The sequence below is a fragment of the Corynebacterium tuberculostearicum genome (genome assembly GCF_046097465.1).
In the GTDB taxonomy this organism is placed as follows: domain Bacteria; phylum Actinomycetota; class Actinomycetes; order Mycobacteriales; family Mycobacteriaceae; genus Corynebacterium; species Corynebacterium tuberculostearicum_I.
The window spans coordinates 677,657-700,618 of the sequence record NZ_CP175799.1; the positions used below are offsets into that span (position 1 = coordinate 677,657).

Below are 22,962 nucleotides of genomic sequence, written 5' to 3' on the forward strand. Positions count from 1 at the left end.
ATGCTCAAAGGGGGAAGCATGGAAGAAGTACTGGTTTCAGGCCTAAGCAGGGGAGAACTGCAAACTCATGTAGCGAATGGAAAGATAATCCGAATCGGCCGCGGGATCTATACGTGGCGGGAACCGACTGCCATGGAGGTAGCTCGCATCCTACACAAGCGGTGGCCTGGAATCATGCTTTCAGGCAGCTCTGCGGTGCAGCTGTACTCCAAGAAGGAGATGACCTTTCCTCTGAAATTTGCCTACAGGCATGTCGTGAGTGGTTCGCAGTGGTTTGAAGCCGAGGCAATTTACGGCTAGCGCCCTTCAATTTCTTCCGTGACCTGCTCAAAAGAGAAGCGTTCGCCGGTATCGGCTGCGCGGGCTTGGCGGAGGGCTTCAGCATCTGCGGCGGCTTCGAGGCGGTCAAGGAATGCTAGTTCTTGAGGCGAAATGATAACTGCGGCTTCCTTACCGTTGCGGGTGACAACGGTGCGGGTGCCTGCGTAGTGGGCTTGGTCAATGACCTGGCCTAAGCGGGTGCGGAGTTCGGAAAGTGGCAAAGACAATGAAAGCTCCTAATGCATCAAAGTACTACTAGTACTAAGTTAGCAAAGAGTACAACTTTTTAAGAGGTCATGGACTACAACATCGCGTTTACGCGGCAGGCTAAGCGAGAGTTACAAAAAATCCATCGGGGAAACCGAAAGCACTATCAACGGATTAAGCGCGCGATCGGTGGACTGGCTAAAGACCCATATCCACCGGGATCTATCGCTTTGTCCGGCAGGAGTGGCCGAAGAATAAGGGTGGGAAATTACCGCGTGCTGTACTCCGTTGAGGAGCAAGAAGTGCTGGTGGAAGTGTTTACCGTAGGGGCACGCGGAAGCGTTTATAAGCGCTAGAAGGGCACGCCGGAGCGCAGGATGACATTGGCAAACGGCGTGGTGGAACCGGTGCGCACGACAAAGGAGGCGCGGGCGACCTCGCGCTTGAGGTCGTCGTGAGAGACCTCGGTAAGCGGTACTGCGGGAAGCAGGCAGCGCACCTCGGGCGGGGTGGTATCGGCGATGGTGGCGGCTTCGACCACGACCTCATCGAGGAGGGCCGCCAGGGTATCGGCAAAGGTGGGGATGCCGAAGGTCAGCGTGAGGTCGATGACGGGCACAGCGTGGGGGATGGGCAGGCCGCAATCGGCGATAACGAAGGTATCGGTGTGGCCCAAGCGGGCGACGGCGCTGGTGAGCGCGGGATTGAGCAGGCCGGATTTACGCATCGGTGACCTCCGGCAGGGCGGATTCGGTGGTGGGGTAGGACGGCTGTGCGCCGTTGCCGGTGGCGGCGAAGGCGCCGACGCGGGCGGCGAAAGTGGCGGCATCGACAAGCGAGGCACCGGTGAGGAGCTGGGCGCAGAACGCACCCGCGAAGGCATCGCCGGCGCCGGTGGTATCCACGGCGGTCACGCGCGGGGTGGGGATGTCCGTGCCGCCCTCCGGGGTGGCCACGTAGGCGCCGTGGGCGCCAAGGGTGAGTACAACAGAGCGGAAACCGGCCTCTACCAGGCGGTGGGCGAGCTCGCGCGGGGCACCCTCTGCAGGTAGTCCGAGCTGGTCCAGGATGAGCCCTGCTTCATGTTCATTGGCCAGCAGGGGATCGGCCTGCAGGAGCGAGTCGCGGTCGACCTCGACCACGGGCGCGAGGTTAACCACCACTCGGCCCTGGGCCGCCTCGACCGCGGCCTGGAAACCGGAGGCGGGGATTTCGCCCTGGAGGAGGACTACATCGGCATCGGCGATGGTGGAGGCGCGGGAGGAGACAAAGGGGGCGTCGACAAGCGCGTTGGCACCGGGGGAGATGACGATGGTGTTCTCGCCATCGGCCGAGACAGTAATGACGGCGAGGCCGGTATTGGTATCGGCCTGCTCCACGGCGCTCAGATCGATGCCGGAGGTGCGCATGTAGTGCATGGCGGGCTCGACATAGGGATCGGAGCCGACCGCGCCCACGAAGGCCACGGTAGCGCCCAGCTGCGCGGCCGCGACAGCCTGGTTAGCGCCCTTGCCCCCGGCCAAGATGTCGCCGCCAGAGCCCAGGAGGGTCTCGCCGGGCTGTGGGTGGCGCTCGGCGTGCACGATGAGATCGGCATTGATGGAACCGACGACGGTTAGCTTGCTCATTGGAAATCCTCCACATTGTCGCGGGTGACGGTGATGACCTCGACGGGGACGTTCTTCTCCGCCGCGCCACCGTGCAGGAGCGCTGCGGCTTGTTCGATGGCGCGGGCACCGAGCTCTGCGGGCTGCTGGGCGATGGTAGCTTCCAGCTTGCCATCTTTGACCGCCTTGAGGCCATCGAAGGTGCCATCAAATGCCACCACCTTGACCTCAAATCCGGCGCGCGAGCCCAACGCCTCGACCGCGCCGAGCGCCATTTCATCGTTCTCTGCAAAGATGGCCTTGATATCCGGGTTGGCCTGCAGCAAGTTGGTGGCGACGTTGAGTCCTTCCGTGCGGTCGAAATTCGCCGATTGCTTGCCGACGACCCGAATGTCCCCGTACTTCGCAATCTGCTCTTCAAAGCCCTTGCCGCGCTCCCGCGAGGCCGAAGTGCCAGCGGTGCCCTGCAGGATGAGGATATCGCCCTTTTCCCCAATGGATTCGGCGAGCTTATCCGCCGCCTGCGCGCCACCGGCGACGTTATCGGAGGCCACCATGGAATCCAGCTCTACGCCGTTGACATCGCGATCCACGCCGATGACGGGCACGCCGTCATTTTTGATGCCGCGAACGGCCGGGGCAACGGCATCGGAATCGGTGGGGTTGACCACGACGACCTTGGCGCCCATGGAGGTGGCATTGCCCAACTGATTGACTTGCTGGGCGGGGTCATCGGAAGCGTCTTGGATGTCTAGCGGAACGCCGAGTTCCTTGGCCTTACCCTGTGCGCCGTGGCGCAGTTCGACGAAGAAGGGGTTGGTCTGCGTCGAGAGCGCTAGGGTGATGCGGTTGCGGTCTTCTTCCGAGCGATTGCAGGAGGCAAGGCCCAGCGCGAGGGCAGGTACGAGGAGGGTGGCGATGAGCTTTTTCATGGCGGGTGCTCCTTAGTTGGCCGTCTTATTGCGGATGACGTCGAAGCCGACGGCCAGCGCGATGACCAGGCCGATGACGATCTGCTGCCAAAAAGAGGAGACGTTGAGCAGGTTCAAGCCATTGCGGATGACCGCTAGCAAGATGGCGCCGACCAGGGTGCCGGTGGCCTTGCCTTGGCCACCGGAGAGCGAGGCGCCGCCGATGACGACGGCCGCGATGGCATCGAGCTCATAGCCGGTGCCGGCCTGCGGCTGTGCGGATTCGAGGCGGCCGGCCATGACCATGCCGGCCCAGACGGCGAAGAAACCGGAGAGTGCGAAGACGGCGATCTGGATGCGCTTGACCGGCAGGCCCGAGAGGCGGGCGGCCTCCAGGTTGCCACCGATGGCGTACATGGAACGGCCTAGCACCGTTCGCTCCAAGATGAACCAGCAGATGAGCCCGGCGATGACCATCATGATGATGGGCACGGGGAAGCCGGCGATATCGCCGCCAAAGGCGTTGACGGACGGGGCGGTTTCAATCGGCGAGCCCTGGGAGATGACCAGGGTGAGGCCGCGGGCGATGGACATCATGGCTAGCGTCGCGATGAAGGAGGGGATCTTGCCCCACGCGGTGGCCATGCCGCAGATGGCGCCGGCCAGCGCGCCGACGATCAGGCCGAGAAGCAGGGTGAGCCAGCCAGGCAGTCCAGCGGTGGAGAACATATAGGCAGAGACCATGGCGCCGAGCGCGGCGACCGAGCCCACCGAGAGGTCGATACCGGCGGTGACGATGACAAAGGTCATGCCGAAGGCCAAGATGGCCACCGTGGCGGCCTGGATGCCGATATTGAGCAGGTTCGCCACGGTGAGGAAGTACGGCGTAGCGATAAACAGCGCGATGCACAGGGCAATGAGGCCGACGAGCGCGCCATTATTCATGGCCCAGTTAACTACTCGATTCTTGGTCATGCTTCATCCTTGGGGTTAGTGCCGGCAGGCGCGGCAGCAGAGGCAGAGGTAGAAGAGGTCACATTGGATACGGCAAAGGCCATGACCTCGTCTTGGGTGGAGTCCTTAGGGAGCTGGCCGGCGAGTTGGCCGCCGGACATGACGAGGATGCGGTCGGACATGCCGAGCACCTCGGGCAGATCGGAGGAGGCCATGAGAACGGCGCCCCCGGCAGCGGTGACCTCATTGATGATGTTGTAAATCTCCACCTTGGCGCCGACGTCGACGCCGCGGGTGGGCTCATCGAGGAGGAGGACCTTGGAACCGGCCAGTACCCAGCGGCCAAAGACCGCCTTTTGTTGGTTGCCGCCGGATAGGTTCCGGATGGGTTGGGAGAGATCGGCCATGCGGATGCGCAGCTTCTCCGCTACGTCGCTGGCGCGACGGCGTTGGCCGCTGCGGTCTGCCAGCCCCGCCTTAGCGGTGGGGTAGAGGGTGGCGAATCCGAGGTTATCGCCCACCGAGGCGTCCAGAACTAGTGCTTGGGATTTGCGGTCTTCGGGGATATGGCCCACGCCGGCACGGATGGCGGCGCGAATATCGCCGCTGCGCAGCTGGGTGCCGCCAACGCGAATGGTGCCGGAATCGTATGGGTCAGCGCCCGCGATGGCGCGAATGATTTCGGTGCGGCCGGCGCCCACGAGCCCGGCGAGGCCAACGACTTCGCCGGCATGGACGGTGAAGGTGACGTCGTGAAAGGCGCCGTCGGCAGTCAGCTCGGAGACCTCCAGCAGGGCCTCGCCGCGCTCGGGAGGAACCTCGCGCGGGTACTGGTTTTCAATCTCGCGGCCGACCATGAGGCGCACCAGCTCGTCTTCGTCCGTATCGGCTGGGACCTCGGCGATGAAAGAGCCATCGCGCAGCACGCTGATGGTCTCTGCAATGCGCGCCAGCTCCTCCAGGTGGTGGCTGATAAAGACCATGGCCACGCCTTTGGCCTTGAGTTCTTCGAGCACGGCAAAGAGTGCATCAACCTCCTTGCCGGTGAGCGCGGCAGTAGGCTCATCCAAGATGAGGATGCGCGCGTTCATGGACAGCGCCTTGGCGATTTCCACGAGCTGCTGCTTGGCCACGCCCAGCTCACCCACCGGCATGTCCAGATCCACGTCCAAGCCGATAAGGTGCAGTGCCGCTTGTGCCTGTGCCCTGAGGTGCTTGCGATTGACCAACCCAAAACGGCGTGGGGTCCGCCCGAGCATGATGTTTTCGGCCACGGACATGGTGGGCACAAGGTTGAGTTCTTGGTGAATGGTGGCGATTCCCAGCGCCTCTGAAGCCTTGGTATCTGGGATTTTTACCTCTGCGCCGTCTACTAGGATGCGGCCGGAATCTGGTTCGTGCACTCCCGCGATCATCTTGATGAGGGTGGACTTGCCGGCGCCGTTTTCACCCAACAAGGCCTGGACCTGGCCGCGGCGGACGGTGAGGTCGACCCCCTTAATGACCTCTACCGGGCCAAAGGATTTGGTGACATTGTCCAGGCGCAAAACGCAGTCACTCATGGCGTGGCCCCATCGAGTTGGTGGGCGGTGGACATGCGCGGGATGTAGCGGGTTTCTAGCACCTCGCCTTCCGGTTGGTGCTTTTCATTGATGGCCGCGATGAGCTTGGCCGTGGCGGTCTCGCCCATTCTGGCAACATCCTGGTCCACCACTGAGATAGGGGAGGGTTGGAAGCGCAGGTAGATGAAGTCATCGAAGCCGACGAGCGCGATTTCTTCTCCGATGCGCTTGCCCGCATTATGGCAGGCCTCCAGCGCGCCGGCCGTCATCATGGAATCGCCGGCAATGAGCGCGGTGACGCCTTCTTGTAGGAGTGCGAGGGCTCCTTTATAACCCTCGCGGTGGCGGTAGCTGCCGTTGTGGATATGGGTAGGCATGCCGCGGGTGGCGGTCTTGAAGGCTTGGAGGCGCTGGCGGCCGGTGGAGGTTTCCTGCGGCCCGGAAAGGTAGCCGATGTGCGTGTGCCCCTTCTCTTTGAGCTGTTCCACGGCTTGTTTTATGCCCGTGTGGGGGTCCGATAACACTGCTGGAATCTGGCCCAGGGTGCGGTCAATGAGCACGAGCGGGCGGTAAGCGCGCGCCTGCTCCAGCGCTTCTTCGGCGCCTTCGAGCGGTACCGCGATAATGCCGTCTACCTGGCGTTCCATCAGGGCATCGAGGGACTTGACTAGCCGCTGCGGATCCTCGCCGCAACTGGTAATCATCGTGGCGAGTCCCTGCTTATCGGCGGCCTCTTCAATGGCTGCGGCCATTGCGGCGAAGTAGGCATTATCTAGGCTGGGGATGACCAAGCCGATGGCGTTAGATCGGGAGCTGCGCAATGCTCGGGCTTGGGCATTGGGCCTATAGTTGAGCTTGATGGCCGTGTCCTTGACGCGTTGGCGCGTGGGCTCCGAGATGGCTGGGTTCCCCGAGAGCGAACGGGACGCGGTGGAAATGGATACTCCAGCAGCAGCGGCCACGTCCTTGAGGGTGGTTCCGGCCATGCTGTCCTCCTTGGTTTAGGCGTGTGGGCCGGCTTCTGGCCCTCCTGGGTGCAATCGATTGCATATTTGAGTTAAAGGTACGGCTATTTCCATCTTCCTGTCAAGAGCCGGCAAGTCTATGCTGGTATCCATGTCTGACCCGCTCCTTGTTTTGGGCTCCCGCGTAACTCACGGCTATCCCGGCGCCATGCTGCGCTCGCGCCTAGACAAGGCGTTGGCGCTCTATAGCGGTCAGCAGATTATTGTCTCCGGCCGTGGTGAGGCGGGGCCCATGGCTACCTACCTCATCGAACGCGGTGTGCCGGCCGAGCGCGTAGTGGTGGAACCGGAAGCCACGAGCACCAATGAAAATCTAGAAAATGCCCATCGCTTGGCTCCGGATGCCGTGTTGCAGGTAGTGACCAATGATTTTCATGTCCTGCGCACCGCGTTGTGGGCCTGGCACCTCGGCATTGCCGTGCGCCTGCATCCCGCGCGCACCCCGTGGCGGTTGATGCCGCGCAATTACCTGCGCGAAGTCCTGGCCACTCCTCACTCCGCGGCGCGCATAGTGTGGCGGCGGATGCGGGGATAGCGCTCCTGCCTCGGTGTGGCGGCTCGCGGCCCATAGGTGCCTCCAGCCCCGAAAGAGGTTAACAAGCGGTTAACTCTACTGCGATGAGCAGCTGAAATAGAAGGTATTCGCGGGCGGTTATGCAAACGATTGACCTGTGCTTTGCCGTACTCCTAGGCTAAATCCAGCGAAAGTTATAGCCAGAAAGGTCTTTGTTATGACCAGTGGAGGAGCGGCTGGCCCTGACGCCGACTACCCCAGCGTCGCACTTGCCCACGGCGATTATGCAGCCGAGATTGGTCTATTCGGCGGTGCACTCAAGGCGCTGACCTATCGCGGCGCACCCTTGGTAGAAAGCTACGAGGGCAAGCCGCCACTGATGGCCGGAGTGGTGCTGGCGCCGTGGCCGAATCGCACCGAGGATGGCTGGTTTGAATGGCAGGGGACAGCCCACCAGTTAGGCATCACGGAGCCGGAGCGCAATAACGCCATCCATGGATTCGCGGTGGATTGGTGGCACGTCAAGGAACGCTCGGACAACCGGGTGGCTCTTGCCTTTGATATTGAGCCGCGCCAGGGCTGGCCGTGGGCGATTCAACTAGAGGCCACCTACGCCCTCGATGAGCGGGGATTGCACCACCAGCTCACCGCCCGCACCGCGGAACCCGGCGAGGTTCCCTTCGCCTATGGGCTGCACCTCTACCTCTCCCCACAGGGAGCTGGGGCGGAGGAAGCGGTGCTCAGTGTGGACGTCGGCAAGCGCTACCTGCTAGGCGCCCGCAACCTGCCTACGGGAAAGACGGAGCAGGTGCGCATTGTTAATCAGCCCATCGCCGAGGTGGACTGGGACGATTGCTTCCACGGCGAAGGCCCACTGACGGCCGTGTATTCGGCCGGTGGAAAGGGTGTGCGCCTGGAGATGGGCGAAGGCCTGAACTGGGTGCAGATGTTTACCCCGGCCGATTTCCCGCGGGCAGGCGGCCCCGGCAAGGCATTGGCCGTGGAGCCGATGAGCGCGCCGCCGAATGCGCTGCGCAGCGGGGAAGACCTCGTGCGCCTGAGCGCTCAGAAACCGCAGAGATTCACGCTGCGCCTTGCAGCAGAGAACAATAACTAGAAAGGTCAGCCATGGAGACTGCTGAATCCGTATTGAGGCTCGATGCCTCCTGGGTGGACTACTTCTTGGTAGCCATCTACTTCCTCTTCGTGCTGGGCATCGGCTGGGCCGCCAAAGCTCGAGTGTCTAGCTCCATCGACTTCTTCCTCTCCGGCCGGGGACTGCCCGCCTGGGTGACCGGCCTGGCTTTCGTCTCGGCCAACCTGGGTGCGGTGGAAATCATCGGTATGTCCGCCAATGGCGTGGAGTATGGCTTCCAAACCATGCACTACTTCTGGATCGGCGCCATCCCGGCCATGGTCTTTTTGGGCATTGTGATGATGCCGTTCTACTACGGTTCCAAGGTGCGCTCGGTACCGGAGTTCATGCGCAAGCGCTTTGGCAATGCCGCACACCTGGTCAATGCGATTTCCTTTGCCGTGGCCCAGCTGCTTATCGCCGGCGTGAACCTGTACTTGCTGGCCACCATCGTGGAGGCCCTGCTGGGCTGGCAGATGTGGGTCTCGCTCCTTGTGGCCGGCCTTATCGTGCTGTCCTATATCACCCTGGGTGGCCTTTCGGCCGCCATTTATAACGAGGTCCTCCAGTTCTTCGTCATCATCGCCGCCCTCGCTCCGCTGACCATCATTGGTTTGAACCGCGTTGGTGGTTGGAATGGGTTGAAGGACGCGGTGGCCCAGGATTCGCACTTCCACACGTGGCCGGGCACGGACATCTCCGGTTTTGAGAACCCAGTGTGGTCCGTCATCGGCATCGTGCTGGGCCTCGGCTTCGTGCTTTCCTTTGGTTACTGGACCACCAACTTCGTGGAAGTTCAGCGCGCCATGGCCTCCGATTCTATTTCGGCTGCCCGCAAGACCCCGATCATCGGCGCCTTCCCCAAGATGTTTGTGCCCTTCCTCGTGGTCATTCCGGGCATGGTTGCCTCCGTCTCCGTGGCCGATTTGATGGAGGAGCGCGCGGAGCCCAACGACGCCATCTTGCTGCTCATGCGCGACCTTTTGCCCAATGGCCTGCTGGGCGTGGCGATCGCCGGCCTGCTAGCTTCCTTCATGGCCGGCATGGCCGCGAATATCTCGGCCTTTAATACCGTCATCTCCTATGACATCTGGCAGACCTATGTGGTCAAGGACCGCGAGGATGACTACTACCTGAAGTTCGGCCGCATCGCCACGATTATCGCCACCGCTATTGCCATCTTTACCGCGCTGCTCGCGCAAAACTTTGGCAATATCATGGACTACCTGCAAACCCTGTTTGGCTTCTTCAATGCGCCGCTATTTGCCACCTTCATTCTGGGCATGTTTTGGAAGCGCATGACCCCGCACGCCGGCTGGTCGGGCCTGGTAGCCGGTACCGGTTCCGCCATCGCTTTCTGGTACGTCGCGTCCTTCACTGACCTCATCAACCTGCCGGGCCAGGGCACGGCCTTCGTGGCGGCCGGTGTGGCCTTCGTGGTGGATATCCTGGTATCCATCGTGGTCACCCTGTTCACCCAGCCTAAGCCGGATAGCGAGCTGGTTGGCTTCGTCTCTTCCGTGACCCCCAAGGACCACTTTGAGGACTACACCGAAAAGTCCTTGCCGTGGTACCAGCAGACCGTCCCGCTGGGCATCATTTGCCTGGTGATGGCCGTAGCCCTCAACGTCATCTTCGCCTAAGGAGCCCAACATGTCTGAGAAAAAGCGCGCGGGTGCATTCGACCTGCGCAACGTCATCGCCGCACTCCTCGGCCTCTACGGCCTGATTTTGCTCGGCTGCTATTTCTTCCTTGACCCAGGCATCAACCCGGATACCGGGCAGGCGAAGAACGCCAGCGATAACCTATGGGCAAGCCTTGCTTTGCTGGCCGTGGCCGCCGCCTTTGTGCTGTGGGCACGCCTGAAGCCCATCACCATCCCAGGAGAAAACTAATGGTTGAGATCACCTCCGCCACGCTTGCCGACGGCCGCGAGATCCTCTACTTCGACGACCAGCCCCACCCCGACCGCGTGCTTGTCGACGCCCGCGATATCCCCACCGTCGCCCCCGCTTCCGAAATGCGCCGGGATCCCCTAACGGGGGATTGGGTGGCCTTTGCCGCCCACCGCATGAACCGCACCTTCTTGCCACCGGCCAACGAGAACCCGCTGGCGCCCACGCGCGAAGGCCAGCTACCCACGGAGATCCCCAGCCCCAGCTATGACGTGGTGGTCTTTGAAAACCGCTTCCCGTCTTTTGCCACCACCGCAGACATCGAGCACCCGGAGGATGACAACCTGCTCGGCATGGTGCCGCGCCTTCCCGCCCGCGCCCGCTGTGAGGTGGTGTGCTTCACCGAGGACCCAGCCCTGTCCTTCAAGGACCTCCCAGAATCGCGCATCCGCACCGTCATCGAGGCCTGGGCTCACCGCACCGCCGCGCTATCCCAGATCGACGGCGTGGAGCAGGTATTCCCCTTTGAAAACCGCGGCGAAGAAATCGGCGTGACCCTCCAACACCCGCACGGCCAGATCTACTCCTATCCCTTCCTCTCGCCGCGCCTGCGTTCCATCGTGGATTCCGCCCGCGCCTATGACGGCGACCTCTTCCAGGATCTCCTTGATCGCGAGCGCGCCGCCGGCACCCGCATCATCACCGAAACCGAGCACTTCACCGTCTTCGTTCCCGCCGCCGCGAAATGGCCGCTCGAAGCCATGGTCCTGCCCAACGAGGAAGTACCCGATTTCGCCGCGCTTACCGACGCCCAACGCGCCGACCTCGCGCCCCTCCTCAAAAAGCTCTACTCCGCCGTGGACCGCTTCTTCGATGGCGTGGACAAGACCCCGTATATCGCCGGCTGGACCCAAGCGCCGGTGGACCCGGACCTGCGCCCCGGCATCCGCATGCACCTGCAGCTCTTTTCGCTCATGCGCTCGCCCGGCCGCATGAAGTACCTCGCCGGTTCCGAGTCCTCGCAGGCCGTGTGGATTAATGACACCACCCCGGAGCGCATCGCCGCCCGCTTCAAGGAGATCTGGGATGCTTAACTGGATTGATACCCGCAGCGATGCGGAGCTTGCCGCCGCGGCCCGCGACCTCTTCGCCGCTGCCTTCCCGGACGCGCCCGGGCCCGCCGGCGTGTGGGCCGCTCCCGGCCGCGTCAACCTCATCGGCGAGCACATCGATTACGCCGGCGGTGCTTCCATTCCCTTTGCGCTGGAACAAAACACCGCCGTTGCCGTCGCGCCCCGCACCGATGGCCTTATCCGAATGGCCTCCGAATTCGACGGCAGCGTTGCCCAGGCCAGCCTCCCACTCTCCGAAGTCCGCCCCGGACACCCTTCCAACTGGTCCGGCTACGTCGCCGGCACCATCTGGGCCGCCACTGCGGCGGATGTCCTGACCTGCACCGGCCTCGATATTGCCATCGTCTCTGATGTCCCCGTCGGCTCTGGCCTGTCCAGCTCCGCCGCCCTTGAGTGCTCCGTGGCAGTGGCCGCCTACGAGCTCTGCCACGGCAACGCCCCCGATGACGCCGCCCGCGCGCAGCTGGCCCAAGCCTGCATCCGCGCCGAGAACGAAGTGGTTGGCGCCTCTACCGGCGGCTTGGATCAAAATGCCAGCCTGTTCGGCCAGCGCGGCAAGGCGCTATTCCTGGACTTTTCCACCGGCGCCGTCGAGCGCGTGCCGTTTAATATCGAGGCCCAGGACATGGTGCTGCTTATCGCGGACACCAATGCGCCGCACACGCTTTCCGACGGCCAATATGCCTCCCGCCGCGGCATCATCGACGCCGTCCAGGCTGCCGCCGGCCGCTCCATCCGCGAAATCCCGGATGCCGTCGCCTTCGCCGCAACCGTCAACCCCCAGGAGGCTGAACTCTACCGCCGCCGCGTGCGCCACGTGGCGGAAGAGACTGAGCGCACCTTAGCCGCCGCTACCGCGCTCACCTCATCCGACCCGGCAGAGTTCCGCCGCCTCATGCGCGAAAGCCACCTTTCCCTGCGCGACCTGTATGAAGTCACCACTTCGGAACTCGACTCTGCTTTCACCGCGGCCGGGGAAATCGGCGCCCGCATGACTGGTGGCGGCTTCGGCGGCGCAGTCATCGCGCTCATCCCGCGCTCCGCCGTCGAGTCCACCGCCGAAGCCATCCACGACGCCGCGGCATCCCGCGGCTTCCCAGAGCCCACCTTCTTGGTGGCTCGCCCGGGAGACGGCGCCCGCCGCCTGGCTTAAGCTCCGCCTCCGGGCTCGGCTCGGTCGCGACCCCCAGCGCGCCTCTCGTCGTTAGGTCCATATTGATCAGGCTGATCTGAAGGCTGGGCCGCCTCAGATCGGCCCTAACTCCCTCAATTCGGCCTGATCAGATCAGCCCTAAGCCTTTAGCGTTTGGTTCACAACGCCGAGAGAGCTTTCTGAATCCCCTCGCGCAGCGTCTCGCGAGACTGCTTCATTGGATGCGCAATCGCGCGCAACCCCATGTACGCAATCTGGTCGGCCGCCCGATTCAGCGGATCGCCCGCATGCCCGAGCACACGGCGAATGTCGACCTCGCATTGGCCTTGGATATCACCCCAAGCTTGCTGGAACCGGGACCGCGCACCCGAAGACACCCCTCGCCACGTGCGCCCCGGCCGTGATGCTTTAGAGCCGCGCTTATGCACAATCTGCTCGACCGCCTCCAAAGCGGCTACGGAATCGGACTCAATGACCGCCTTGCGCGCACCCACCTTGAGCAGGTATTTCAGTGCGAGCGTCAGTGCTTCGAGCTCAAGCTCATCCGTGCTCGCCTTGGTTTCTCGAGTCCGTAACCGGTAGTCGCCGTTGCCCGCAACGAAGCACATCGACCCCTTGAATACGGTATCCGAGGAAGCATCGGTGGCTATGCGCACCACGTCGCCCTCGGCCCACGAGGAAGCGCGCGAGAAGTTCGGCCACCAGTGCGCTTTCGGCGTCTCTACTTGTGCCGCTTGCTTCTTTTTCGGCGCCTCACCCATCTTGCGCGCCTTGCGAGCGGTCAGGCCGGCTTGTTTTCTGCGCACAGAGCTCGCGCTTTTCGACGCCCTATTTTCTCCCGCAAAGCTTCCCGTCACCGTGAAACCGTCAGCCGTGAGTGCCGCTCGCAACGCGTTCTGCCTGCGACCAGTGACAATCCATACACGCCCGTCGAGTCCCTTGAGCGCGCGTTTGACCTCGCGCACGGCGATATCGACGATATCGCCCTTCTTCGTTTGGCCGCGGCGCACAAAACGCGTCTGCTTGGTATTGACCGCGATGACCCAGCCTTCGATGGTGCCGTTGGGGGCGGAATCCCAACGCTCGTCCCAGAGCGCGACCGCAACGTGGATTGGTGCCGAGACCATATCCGAGGTGATCTTGCGGGTGCCGTAGGTGCGCGATTGCGTACCGGTTAGTTCTGAGAGCTCGATGGGTTCCATTATCTCTAGTAAAGCACGGTTAACCGTGCTGCTGAATTATCCCCCACACCGCCGCTGTGAACTGCTTCTCCTTAGGTCGAATGTGATCGAGCCGATCTGAGTACAACCCACCCTCAATTCAGCCTCAACGCCCTCAATTCGGCCCGATCACCTTGGACCTAATATTCCGACCCTCACTCAAGGTCCTCGGAAATTCACCTTCCTGAGCCTCATGACGCGTGCCCCGCCCCGCCAGCCGCGAAGATGAAACCATGATTACAGATCACTTCATCAACCTTCGTTACGCCGGAGCCGAAAGTCCGCACCATTTAGCCCTCCAGCGCGGTGAGCTCACCCAGATAGCGCCCTGGGTCGCCGTTCCCACGGCCACCTGGAGGCAATGGGTTCGCCATAAACAACAATTCGCCAAAGTAGTCGCTGCCGGGTGGAGCACCCACCGCGCCGTCCTCATCGGCAAATCGGCCGCGCGGCTGTGGGGAATGTGGGTAATTTCCAGGGAAGGGGAGGAGGTGGAGTTAGCGGTGCCTTCGGGAAGCATTCCCCCACGCAGGCTCACCCCGAAAGGCTACCGGTACCGCCGAGTAAAGTCCCTTCAAGAATCCACGGTGTCGATTGCGGGTGTGCGCGCCACGAATCCCGCCCGCACCTGCCTCGAAATCGCCCGGCTACACGGCTTCCCAGATGGCCTGGTAGCTACTGATTCTGCCCTCGGCCGACACGACGTCACTACATACGACCTGCGCGAAGAACTGGCAAAAATGCAGCGCACGAGGGGACAAGCAGCCATGCGTAAGGTTATCGAGCACGCGTATGGCGGATCGGAATCGCCCTATGAGTCCTATCTGCGAGCCCTCATTATTGAGCGTTTCCCGCAGGTGAAAATTGAGCCGCAGAAACCGCTGCTCGGGAAATATCGGGCGGATCTCTGTCTCGATGGCTGGTTGGTGCTCGAGGTCGATGGCGATGCCAAGTATGACGGTACCTATGGCGAGGCACCCGCCCACGTGGTCAAGCAGCAGGTAAAGAGGCAGCGAGCGCTAGAAAACCGCGGATACGTGGTGCTGTGCTTTGGCCCCAGCGATATGAAAGCGCCGGACGAGGCATTGCGGATAATCGCCAGCCACCTGGCAAAACGAACGAGAAAAGTAGCCTAGATCACCCCCGCACCACCCCACAATACATAAAAGTTGTTGAACAAAAGGCATAGCAACCTTTAAGATGATGCGCATCACAAACTAATGCGACCTGCATCACGAAAGGTGAAATCTAGTGAGTGCTGAGACATCACACGCCACTCCGGCGCAGGCGGGGGACAAGACCCCGCCCAAGGGCCTCGGCGCCATGGCCGGTGCCATGTTCCTCATGGCCACCTCCGCCATCGGTCCGGGATTTTTGACCCAGACCTCGGTCTTTACCGTGCAGATGGGCGCATCCTTCGCGTTTGCGATTATGCTGTCCATCCTCGTTGATATCGCTATCCAGCTCAATGTGTGGCGAGTTCTCTGCGTGACCGGTATGCGCGCCAACACTCTGGGCAATACCGTGCTTCCCGGCCTGGGCTGGGTGCTTGCCGTATTCGTGTTTATCGGTGGTGCGGTCTTTAATATCGGCAATATCGCCGGTTCTGGCCTGGGCATTAACGCGATGCTGGGCATCGACTCGCGCATCGGTGGCGTCATCGCCGCGGCCATCGCGATCTTTATCTTCCTCTCCAAGAAGGCGGGCATGGCGCTTGACCGTCTCGTCGCGGTCCTGGGCGCGGTCATGATCTTGCTGATGCTTTACGTTGCGGTGGTCAGCCAGCCACCGGTGGGGGAGGCGCTCAAGAATACCGTCGCTCCGGGCGAGATCGACTTCTTCGTCATCACCACCATCATTGGCGGCACCGTGGGTGGTTATATCACCTTTGCCGGCGCGCACCGCCTCATCGATTCCGGCCACACCGGCGTGGAAAACGTCAAGAACATTACCTATACCTCGGTAAGCGGCATCGTGGTCACCGGCATCATGCGTATGCTCCTCTTCTTGGCGGTTCTCGGTGTGGTGGCCACCGGCGTGGCGCTTTCGGACGACAACACCGCGGCCGATGCTTTCTACAATGCCGCCGGCGAGTTTGGCCTGCGTGCCTTCGGTGTGGTCCTCTTCGCGGCCGGTTTGTCCTCGGTTATCGGTGCCGCCTATACCTCGGTATCCTTCGTGACCTCCCAGGACACCTCGACGCGCACCCGCAATATCCTCACCATCATCTTTATTGCGGTGTGCACGGTAGTCTTTGTGGCCATCAACTCCGCGCCGCAGAAGTTGCTCATCTTCGCCGGCGCCATCAATGGCCTGATCCTGCCCATCGGTTTCGCTCTCGTGATGTGGGTGGCCTGGCGCCGCCGCGATCTCCTGCAGGGCTATAAGTATCCCAAGTGGTTGCTGGTTATCGGCGCCCTGGCGTGGGTGCTCACCATCTTCATCGGCTTCAAGGCTTTCTCCGGCATTACTGAACTGTGGGCATAATGCAGGCCCCAGAGCAGGTGCGCGAGTATGCGCGCAGCCATGACATGGCCACCACCGCCGGGCATGCCCGCGGCTTCATGCAGGCTAACCTGCTGGCCGTGCCGCAGGAATATGCCTTCGATTTCTTGCTCTTTGCCCAGCGAAATCCCAAGCCATGCCCGATTGTGGGCGTGCTGGAAGCCGGTCAGTACACCTCCGAGCTACTGCCGGGTGGGGACATCCGCACCGATATTCCGGCCTACCGCGTCTTTGAAAACGGCGAGCATACAGCCACGCTTGCCGACGCCACCCCGTACTACACCCCAGACATGGTCAGCTTCCTCATCGGTTGCTCTTTTACCTTTGAGACTGCGCTGCAGGATAACGGCATTGAGGTCGCGCACATTGCCCAGCAGCGCAACGTGCCGATGTTTAAAACCACGATTCCCACCACCCCGGCCGGTGTCTTTTCCGGGCCCATGGTAGTCTCCATGCGCCCTATTCCGGCCGCGCAGGTCTCCGATGCCGTGCGGATTACCTCCCGTTACCCATCAGTTCACGGCGCCCCGGTTCACGTGGGTGACCCGGCGGCCATTGGCATTGAGAACTTGAACCGCCCGGACTTTGGTGATCCGGGCGAAGTGCCGGAGGGCTGCCTGCCGGTCTTTTGGGCCTGTGGTGTGACCCCGCAGGCCATCGTGATGGAATCTAAGCCGCGCTTAGCTATTACGCACGCACCGGGCCAGATGCTCGTGACCAACGCCCGCGATCAAGATTTTCTCATTCCTTAATCGTCCAGCACGGCGAGGATCTTCTCGCAGGTATTCATGAGGCTGTCATGCGAAAGCGTGGCGGCCTCGAGGCGTTTTCCATCTGCGATAAGCGTGGCCAAGGTGATATTGCCTTGAATGTGGTCCGCATGCAGCTGCGGGTAGCGCGGGATTGCTAGCAAGAAGGTGAGCCGCATGCGGGCGAGCAGGTTATCCATCTGCTCATTAAGGGTGGGCGAGCCCAGCGCGGCCACCAGCGTGCGGTGGAAGCGTTGGTTGATGGCGGAGACTTCTTGGTGCTCGCCGCGTGCCGCGTAGTCGAAGGCGGAGGAAGTGAGGGTAACGAGCGAGGGGGCATCAGCAAACTCGCCCAGCGCACCGCCGCGGGCTCGATGGCTGCGCGGGCGGCAAAGAGGTCGCGGATATAGTCTGCATCGGGCGTCGCAAGGAAAACACCCCGGTTAGGGATGCGTTCCACAATGCGTTCCGCGGCCAGCCTAGTGAAGGACTCGCGGAGGGTATTGCGCGAGCAGTGAAAGCGCTCGGCCGCCTTGACCTCGCTGAGCTGCTCGCCCGGCTGAAACTCGCCGGCGGAGATGGCCTCGCGCAACTCGGAGGCGACAGACTGGGAAAGCATGACCACAACTGTACTAAAAAGTTATGCACCTCACATTGAAGATGGGGTGCATAACGATGGCGCGAGCGCTAATCGATGGTCGCGATGACCTTGGAGGAATCCAGACGGTCACCTTCTGCGGCCAGGAGCTTGATGGTACCGCCGCGCGGAGCCTTGATGGCCGATTCCATCTTCATGGCCTCGACGGTGGCGATGGCATCGCCCTCGGCCACGGTATCGCCGTCCGCAACGTTCCAGGCCACGAGGTTGGCCTCGAACGGGGAGGTGACCGCATTGTCATCGGTGGACTGCGCGCCGGCCGAAGACGGCGCGGTGGAGGCAGAACCACCGGCCGAGCCGGCGCCCGGCGCGGCGAGGAAGTCCACGGGCACGCCGACGTTGACCAGCTTGCCGTCGATTTCCACGGCCACAGTGCGGCGCTGGGTGTAAATGGCCTCGACCTTTTCCACCTGGTTGGCGGCAGACGGGCGGTAGTTGTGATCCACCCAGTCCGTAAATACGCCGATCTCGGAGGCGCCAGCGGCAGCGGCATCGTCTGCCGGGGCGGCGGTGCCGATGAGTGCGGGCTCATCCATCATGTCGCGGTGGAACGGCAGCACGGTGCGCACGCCGGTGACGGTGAACTCGCGCAGGGCAAAGCGGGCGCGGGCCAGGGCGATCTCGCGGGTCGGGCCCCACACCACCAGCTTGGCAATCAGGGAGTCATAGTATGGCGGGATGATGGAGCCAGAGCGCACCGCGGAATCCACGCGGATGCCCGGGCCGGTGGGCGGCTCGAAGGAGACGATAGTACCAGGGCACGGGGCGAAGCCATTGAGAATGTCCTCGGCATTGATACGGAACTCAAAAGCATGGCCGTGGGACTGCGGATCCTCATCGAAGGACAGCGGCTCGCCGGCCGCGATGCGGAATTGCTCGGCGATGATATCGGTGCCAGTGACTACCTCGGTAACTGGGTGTTCGACCTGGACTCGGGTATTGACCTCGAGGAAGGAAATGGTGCCGTCCTCGGAAACGATGTATTCCACGGTGCCGGCGCCGGTGTAGCCCACCTTGGAACAAATGGAGCGCGCGCCTTCGATGATGCCGTTGCGTTGGGCGTCGGAAAGCGCGGGCGCCGGAGCTTCCTCAATGAGCTTTTGGAAGCGGCGCTGGGTGGAGCAATCGCGGGTGCCGAGCACGCGCACATTGCCGTGCGTATCGGCCAGCACCTGGGCCTCCACGTGGCGCGGGTGGGTGAGGAATTTCTCCACGTAGCACTCGGCGCGGCCGAAAGCCTCCATGGCCTCGCGGCCGGCGGAGTTGAACGCGCCCTCGATCTCTTCCATATTGTCCACGACCTTCAAGCCGCGTCCGCCGCCGCCATAAGCGGCCTTGATGGCAATGGGCAGGCCGTGCTCTTCGGCGAAGGCGCGGGCCTCCTGCCAGTCATCGATGGGATCGGAGGTACCCGGTGCCAGCGGCGCGCCGACCTCCTCGGCCACGCGGCGCGCAGCGATCTTGTCACCGAGCAACTCGATGGACTCCGGGGAAGGGCCAATCCAGATCATGCCGGCCTCGGTAACCGTGCGGGCAAAGTCGGCGTTTTCGGACAAGAAGCCGTAGCCCGGGTGGATGGCATCGGCACCGGCGCGCACCGCGATATCAAGTAGCGCGGGCACGTTCATGTAGGTATCGGCCGCGGTATTGCCCGGCAGCGCATAAGCTTCATCGGCTACCTGGGTATGCAGGGCACCTGCGTCCGCTTCGGAGTAAATGGCGATGGACTTAATGCCCAGGTCGCGGGCGACGCGGGCGATACGCACGGCAATCTCGCCGCGGTTAGCAATGAGGACGGTCTTAATCTGCATTCTTATCTCCAGTGTTCAAGGCTTGGGGTGCTACGAGTTCAAAGTTCACGCGCGCGCCGGGTGGCAGCTGCGCGGCGATATCAATATCTTCTTCCAAGACGGTAGCGATAACGGGGTAGCCGCCGGTCACGGCATGATCGCGCAGGAAGACTACGGGCTTGCCATTGGGCGGGATTTGGATCGATCCGGCGACCATGCCCTCAGAGGGGAGCTCGCCGTCTTTAACGCGTTCAATCGGCTCTTCGCCATCGAGGCGCAGGCCCACGCGGTTGGAGTCCGAGGTGACGGTCCATTCGGTATCTAGGAAGGCGGAGACATTATCGCCAAACCAGTCATCACGGGGTCCGAGCACGCAGCGCAAGGTGGCGCGGGTCTTGCCGTCGGAGCTTTCACGCACGCGCAGTGGGTTAGCCAGCTGGGCGTCGGTCATGCCGGTAGAGCGCGGTAGCACGCCGATGACATCGCCGGTGGTGACCGGGTCCGGGCCAAGGCCAGAAAGGACGTCGGTGGCCGCGGAGCCAAGCTCGGATTCGGCGATGATGCCGCCGCGGATGGCCACGTAATTGCGCATGCCTACCGTTGCAGGATCCACCGAGACGGTGTGCCCGGCCGTGACCAGCACTGGGCGGGCGAGGTGAACCGGCATCTCGCCGAGGCGCACACGCGCGGTAGCGCCGGTGACGCAAATGACGGTATCGGTGAGCGCGTGGAGCTTAATGCCGCCGATATTCTCCAGCACCGTTGCCCCGCGCGGGTTGCCCACGGCCACATTGGCGGTCGCGGCGGCGGCGCGGTCGGCAGCACCGGAGGGAGTCACGCCGAGATCGCCCACACCGGGGCGGCCCAGGTCTTGGTAGAGGGTGAGCAGGCCGGCATCGATAACCTCCATGCGCGGCAAGCGGGCAGGGGCGCGCTTCGAGCGGGCAGAGTGATCAACAAGCTCAGGCAGCTTATCCACGCTGCGATAGCGCACGCGGTCGCCCGGCTGTACCAGCGCCGGCGGGTTGGCATTGGAATCCCACATCGGCGTATTGGTGGTGCCCAAAAGCTGCCAGCCGCCCGGGGAAACGCGCGGGTACACCGCGGAAAACTCACCCGCGATACCTACAGCACCGGCCGGCACCGCGGTACGGGGACTGGAGCGGCGGGGCACCGCTCGCGCCTGGGAGGGCTCCGACGGCGCACAGTAGGTAAAGCCCGGGGCAAAGCCACCGAAAGCCGCGGTCCACTCGGTAGAGGTATGCCAGTCAATGAGCGCCTCGCGCGAAAGGCCCAGCAGGTCCGCGGCCTCGTCCACATCCTCGCCGTCATAGAGCACATCGATTTCTACCGTTCGGGCCTCCGCAGCCGTCGCGGCGGCAGGGGAGAAGTCCTGCAGGAATTCCGCTGCATCGCGCGCCGAATCCGGCGCTTCAAACGTCAGCAGCAGGGTGGTGGCGGCCGCGATGCAGTCCACCTGATTCTTCAACGGCTTGGCAGAAAGCGCCGCGTGCCAATCCATCACCTGGTTCAATCCATCCAGGTCAATGAGCAACGCGCGCGTGCCCACAAAATTAATGTGCATTAGATAAAGCTCCGAATCTCGATGCCTTCTTCCCGCAGGCGCTCCACCACGCCGCGCAGCAGCTTCACCGCGCCGGGCGAATCGCCGTGGGTGCATACGGATTGCGCATCCACCTCTAACTTCGTGCCATCCACGGCCGTAATCGACCCGGTCTGCGCCACCTCAAGAACTCGCTGCACCACCTCATCGGCACTGCCAAGCACCGCATTGGCTTCCTTGCGTGAGACCAGCGTGCCATCGGGGTTGTAGTTGCGGTCCGCAAAAGCCTCACGGATGACGTTAAGCCCGCTGCGCTTGGCGACGTCCACCGCTACACCCCCTGGCAGTAACATCACCGGCAAGTCTCCGAAGGCCTTAATGCCCTTGATGACGGCTTCTGCTTGCGCCTCATCTTTCACGATTGCGTTATACATCGCACCGTGCGGCTTCACATAGGAAACCTTGGTGCCATTGGCGCGGGCCAAAGCGTCGAGCGCGCCAATTTGGTAGGTCACCTCGTCTGCTAGCTCGTCCGGGTTGTAATCGATAAAACGGCGGCCGAAACCTGCGGCGTCGTTATAACCTACGTGCGCGCCTACGGTCACGCCTGCTTCTGCTGCCGCCTTGAGGGTGCAGGCAATCGAGTGCGGGTCGCCCGCATGGAAGCCGGTGGCCACGTTTGCGGAGGACACCATCTCCAGCATTGCCGCGTCATCTGCGACCGGGTTGCCTGCAGTAGTCTCTCCCAAATCCGCATTGAGATCGATATGGAGCGAGGACATTCAACACCGTCCTTAAGATTGTTGAACAATTCGAATGTCATTAAGTGTAACCCTCGCCACTGCCATTTGTGAAGGCGGTTACGTTTCATTTACCCGCGTGCGCACCCCCACCTAGGTACGAGAAAACCGCCCCGCCCCGGGTAAGAGGTCCGGGAGGAGGCGGCGTGGCCCGCTAGAGCCCAAGGGCCCGAAGGCCCTAGCTTGTGAAATCTTTAGCGGCCGTAGTTCTGGACAGCGTAGAGCTTGCCCTCAGAGTTGACGGCAACACCAACGCCGATGGTCTTGGCACGCGGGTCGAGCATGATCTTGCGGTGGCCCGGGGATTCGTACCAGAGCTTAACCAGCTGTGCATCGGAGTAGTCGCTCCATGCCTGCAGGACGTTCTCGCCGCCGGCCGGGATATTGGAAGGGTAGTAGTTCCAGTGCTGTGGGCGGTGGCTGAGCTTATTGGCGCGAACCAGCTGGTTGGCCCAATCCTGAGCCAGTCCATTGAGTGCACCATTGGCGCGAACCGGGCGCAGGCCGTGTGCTTGGCGGTAAGCGTTGGTGTGATTGATGATGCTCTGTACGCGGTTGGAGGCCGGAGCAACTGGCTTTGCGGCGGCAGCCGGAGCGGCAGGCAGGTTGACGGAGGGTACCGGAAGGTTCACGCGACCGAAGCTGCTCAAAGAGCTCGATGCCTCTGCAGGGGCTACGCCAACACCGAGTGCGACGGCTGCTGCAAGTGCCGGAGCGACGAACTTCTTGGCGGAGAAGTGAACTTTGGGGGTGAACATGAGCGGTACCTTTCTACTGGAACCTAGCGGGAATCTATAGGGCGGGGATCTTGGAGTGTTAACGGCTAACTTCCGTTCCCCTTCACTTAAAAGTTAATCAATTCTGCCCGGGTAAAATCCAGCTGACCAGCAAATATTAGGATTCTTGAAGTTGATGTCGCGTAAAACTAATTGCCTCTTAGTTATTTCTCGATTTGAGTTAGGAAACCCCTAAATTCCCTCAGTGATGGCGCTCAGCTCCCCGCCCCCACGGGGGTAGATTTCAACCAATATCTCAGGTTCCCAGGGAAATGAGATTGTTTTAAGGTATGTGGGCCTAGTTTTAAGTCCCCTTCTGGCAAAACTGGCCAGTTTCTTGATAGAGCCTATGAGAAACCTTGTGGTTCTCTGGCTGTCTAAGGATCATAAGAGGGCACCAGGGTGATCCGTGATCTTGCTTGAGCCTGCCGCGCTGCCGCTACCACTCCCTCGAAACCGTCCCTCCGCCCCATCCCTGCGCA

General features: G+C 62.3%; 23 protein-coding genes and 1 pseudogene. 11 read left to right on the plus strand and 13 right to left on the minus strand.

Annotation, left to right across the window (positions count from 1 at the left end):
• Positions 1–18: 18 nt before the first annotated feature.
• Positions 19–300, plus strand: a complete 282-nt coding sequence (locus ACKFRX_RS03325; RefSeq protein WP_250408846.1) for a type IV toxin-antitoxin system AbiEi family antitoxin domain-containing protein — start codon at positions 19–21, stop codon at positions 298–300.
• Here ACKFRX_RS03325 and ACKFRX_RS03330 read toward each other — a convergent pair.
• Positions 297–548 carry a type II toxin-antitoxin system Phd/YefM family antitoxin gene (locus ACKFRX_RS03330; protein WP_040424847.1) on the minus strand — a complete coding sequence of 84 codons (252 nt, stop codon included), beginning with the start codon at positions 546–548 and terminating at the stop codon, positions 297–299. The genes ACKFRX_RS03325 and ACKFRX_RS03330 overlap by 4 nt on opposite strands.
• 69 nt (positions 549–617) lie before the next feature.
• On the opposite strand from ACKFRX_RS03330, the gene ACKFRX_RS03335 reads away from it, so the two are divergent.
• Positions 618–884, plus strand: coding sequence for a type II toxin-antitoxin system RelE/ParE family toxin (locus ACKFRX_RS03335; RefSeq protein ID WP_250408847.1), 267 nt, complete (start codon positions 618–620; stop codon positions 882–884).
• Here the strand turns inward: ACKFRX_RS03335 and rbsD are convergent.
• Genes rbsD through ACKFRX_RS03365 form a run of 6 tightly spaced genes read right to left on the minus strand, consistent with a single transcriptional unit; the run spans position 881 to position 6,548 of the window.
• Positions 881–1,255, minus strand: a complete 375-nt coding sequence (gene rbsD / locus ACKFRX_RS03340) for a D-ribose pyranase (protein ID WP_250408848.1) — start codon at positions 1,253–1,255, stop codon at positions 881–883. The two genes, ACKFRX_RS03335 and rbsD, sit on opposite strands and share 4 nt — an antisense overlap.
• A complete protein-coding gene (locus ACKFRX_RS03345) occupies positions 1,248–2,156 on the minus strand; it encodes a ribokinase (protein WP_408928110.1) in 909 nt (302 codons plus the stop codon). Before ACKFRX_RS03345 ends, rbsD begins: the two co-directional genes overlap by 8 nt.
• Complete coding sequence (locus ACKFRX_RS03350; RefSeq protein ID WP_408928111.1) at positions 2,153–3,067, minus strand: substrate-binding domain-containing protein; 915 nt, start codon at positions 3,065–3,067, stop codon at positions 2,153–2,155. Before ACKFRX_RS03350 ends, ACKFRX_RS03345 begins: the two co-directional genes overlap by 4 nt.
• A gap of 12 nt (positions 3,068–3,079) precedes the next feature.
• Positions 3,080–4,021: an ABC transporter permease gene (locus ACKFRX_RS03355; protein ID WP_408928112.1), complete on the minus strand. Its 942-nt coding sequence runs from the start codon at positions 4,019–4,021 to the stop codon at positions 3,080–3,082.
• Positions 4,018–5,562: a sugar ABC transporter ATP-binding protein gene (locus tag ACKFRX_RS03360; protein WP_408928113.1), complete on the minus strand. Its 1,545-nt coding sequence runs from the start codon at positions 5,560–5,562 to the stop codon at positions 4,018–4,020. Before ACKFRX_RS03360 ends, ACKFRX_RS03355 begins: the two co-directional genes overlap by 4 nt.
• Positions 5,559–6,548, minus strand: coding sequence for a LacI family DNA-binding transcriptional regulator (locus ACKFRX_RS03365; RefSeq protein ID WP_408928114.1), 990 nt, complete (start codon positions 6,546–6,548; stop codon positions 5,559–5,561). The genes ACKFRX_RS03360 and ACKFRX_RS03365 overlap by 4 nt, the downstream gene beginning before the upstream one ends.
• A 130-nt stretch (positions 6,549–6,678) precedes the next feature.
• Between ACKFRX_RS03365 and ACKFRX_RS03370 the strand changes: the two genes are divergently transcribed.
• The 6 genes from ACKFRX_RS03370 to galK all read left to right on the plus strand — a co-directional run bounded on the left by ACKFRX_RS03370 (position 6,679) and on the right by galK (position 12,418).
• Positions 6,679–7,122 (plus strand): YdcF family protein, encoded by a 444-nt coding sequence (locus ACKFRX_RS03370; protein WP_100067788.1) that lies wholly within the window; start codon positions 6,679–6,681, stop codon positions 7,120–7,122.
• Positions 7,123–7,318: 196 nt separating this feature from the next.
• Positions 7,319–8,218 carry an aldose epimerase gene (locus ACKFRX_RS03375; RefSeq protein ID WP_408928115.1) on the plus strand — a complete coding sequence of 300 codons (900 nt, stop codon included), beginning with the start codon at positions 7,319–7,321 and terminating at the stop codon, positions 8,216–8,218.
• An 11-nt stretch (positions 8,219–8,229) separates the two neighbouring features.
• Entirely contained in the window at positions 8,230–9,879 is a 1,650-nt protein-coding gene (locus tag ACKFRX_RS03380; RefSeq protein ID WP_250408860.1) for a sodium:solute symporter family protein, read from the plus strand.
• A 10-nt stretch (positions 9,880–9,889) separates the two neighbouring features.
• On the plus strand, positions 9,890–10,132 hold the full coding sequence (locus ACKFRX_RS03385; RefSeq protein ID WP_005322508.1) for a hypothetical protein: 243 nt from the start codon (positions 9,890–9,892) through the stop codon (positions 10,130–10,132).
• Positions 10,132–11,226, plus strand: coding sequence for a galactose-1-phosphate uridylyltransferase (gene galT / locus ACKFRX_RS03390; RefSeq protein ID WP_250408864.1), 1,095 nt, complete (start codon positions 10,132–10,134; stop codon positions 11,224–11,226). The genes ACKFRX_RS03385 and galT overlap by 1 nt, the downstream gene beginning before the upstream one ends.
• Complete coding sequence (galK, locus tag ACKFRX_RS03395) at positions 11,219–12,418, plus strand: galactokinase (RefSeq protein ID WP_408919169.1); 1,200 nt, start codon at positions 11,219–11,221, stop codon at positions 12,416–12,418. The genes galT and galK overlap by 8 nt, the downstream gene beginning before the upstream one ends.
• Before the next feature lie 158 nt (positions 12,419–12,576).
• Here the strand turns inward: galK and ACKFRX_RS03400 are convergent, their stop codons facing one another.
• Positions 12,577–13,620 carry an RNase H family protein gene (locus tag ACKFRX_RS03400; RefSeq protein ID WP_225745858.1) on the minus strand — a complete coding sequence of 348 codons (1,044 nt, stop codon included), beginning with the start codon at positions 13,618–13,620 and terminating at the stop codon, positions 12,577–12,579.
• Between the two features lie 251 nt (positions 13,621–13,871).
• On the opposite strand from ACKFRX_RS03400, the gene ACKFRX_RS03405 reads away from it, so the two are divergent.
• The 3 genes from ACKFRX_RS03405 to ACKFRX_RS03415 all read left to right on the plus strand — a co-directional run bounded on the left by ACKFRX_RS03405 (position 13,872) and on the right by ACKFRX_RS03415 (position 16,895).
• Positions 13,872–14,774 (plus strand): hypothetical protein, encoded by a 903-nt coding sequence (locus tag ACKFRX_RS03405; RefSeq protein ID WP_408928116.1) that lies wholly within the window; start codon positions 13,872–13,874, stop codon positions 14,772–14,774.
• Between the two features lie 187 nt (positions 14,775–14,961).
• Positions 14,962–16,125, plus strand: a complete 1,164-nt coding sequence (locus ACKFRX_RS03410) for an NRAMP family divalent metal transporter (RefSeq protein ID WP_408928264.1) — start codon at positions 14,962–14,964, stop codon at positions 16,123–16,125.
• Positions 16,125–16,895, plus strand: coding sequence for a putative hydro-lyase (locus ACKFRX_RS03415; RefSeq protein ID WP_408928117.1), 771 nt, complete (start codon positions 16,125–16,127; stop codon positions 16,893–16,895). Before ACKFRX_RS03410 ends, ACKFRX_RS03415 begins: the two co-directional genes overlap by 1 nt.
• Here ACKFRX_RS03415 and ACKFRX_RS03420 read toward each other — a convergent pair.
• The 5 genes and pseudogenes from ACKFRX_RS03420 to ACKFRX_RS03440 form a co-directional block, all read right to left on the minus strand.
• A pseudogene (locus ACKFRX_RS03420) lies at positions 16,892–17,511 on the minus strand (GntR family transcriptional regulator). The gene ACKFRX_RS03415 and the pseudogene ACKFRX_RS03420 overlap by 4 nt on opposite strands.
• A gap of 68 nt (positions 17,512–17,579) precedes the next feature.
• Positions 17,580–19,361 carry a biotin carboxylase N-terminal domain-containing protein gene (locus ACKFRX_RS03425; RefSeq protein ID WP_284821707.1) on the minus strand — a complete coding sequence of 594 codons (1,782 nt, stop codon included), beginning with the start codon at positions 19,359–19,361 and terminating at the stop codon, positions 17,580–17,582.
• Positions 19,351–20,925, minus strand: a complete 1,575-nt coding sequence (locus ACKFRX_RS03430) for a 5-oxoprolinase/urea amidolyase family protein (RefSeq protein ID WP_005326669.1) — start codon at positions 20,923–20,925, stop codon at positions 19,351–19,353. The genes ACKFRX_RS03425 and ACKFRX_RS03430 overlap by 11 nt, the downstream gene beginning before the upstream one ends.
• Positions 20,925–21,686, minus strand: coding sequence for a LamB/YcsF family protein (locus ACKFRX_RS03435; protein ID WP_005322494.1), 762 nt, complete (start codon positions 21,684–21,686; stop codon positions 20,925–20,927). The genes ACKFRX_RS03430 and ACKFRX_RS03435 overlap by 1 nt, the downstream gene beginning before the upstream one ends.
• 212 nt (positions 21,687–21,898) lie before the next feature.
• The gene (locus tag ACKFRX_RS03440; protein WP_408928118.1) at positions 21,899–22,462 is read right to left on the minus strand and encodes a CAP domain-containing protein; all 564 of its coding nucleotides are present in this window, start codon (positions 22,460–22,462) and stop codon (positions 21,899–21,901) included.
• Positions 22,463–22,962: the final 500 nt, after the last annotated feature.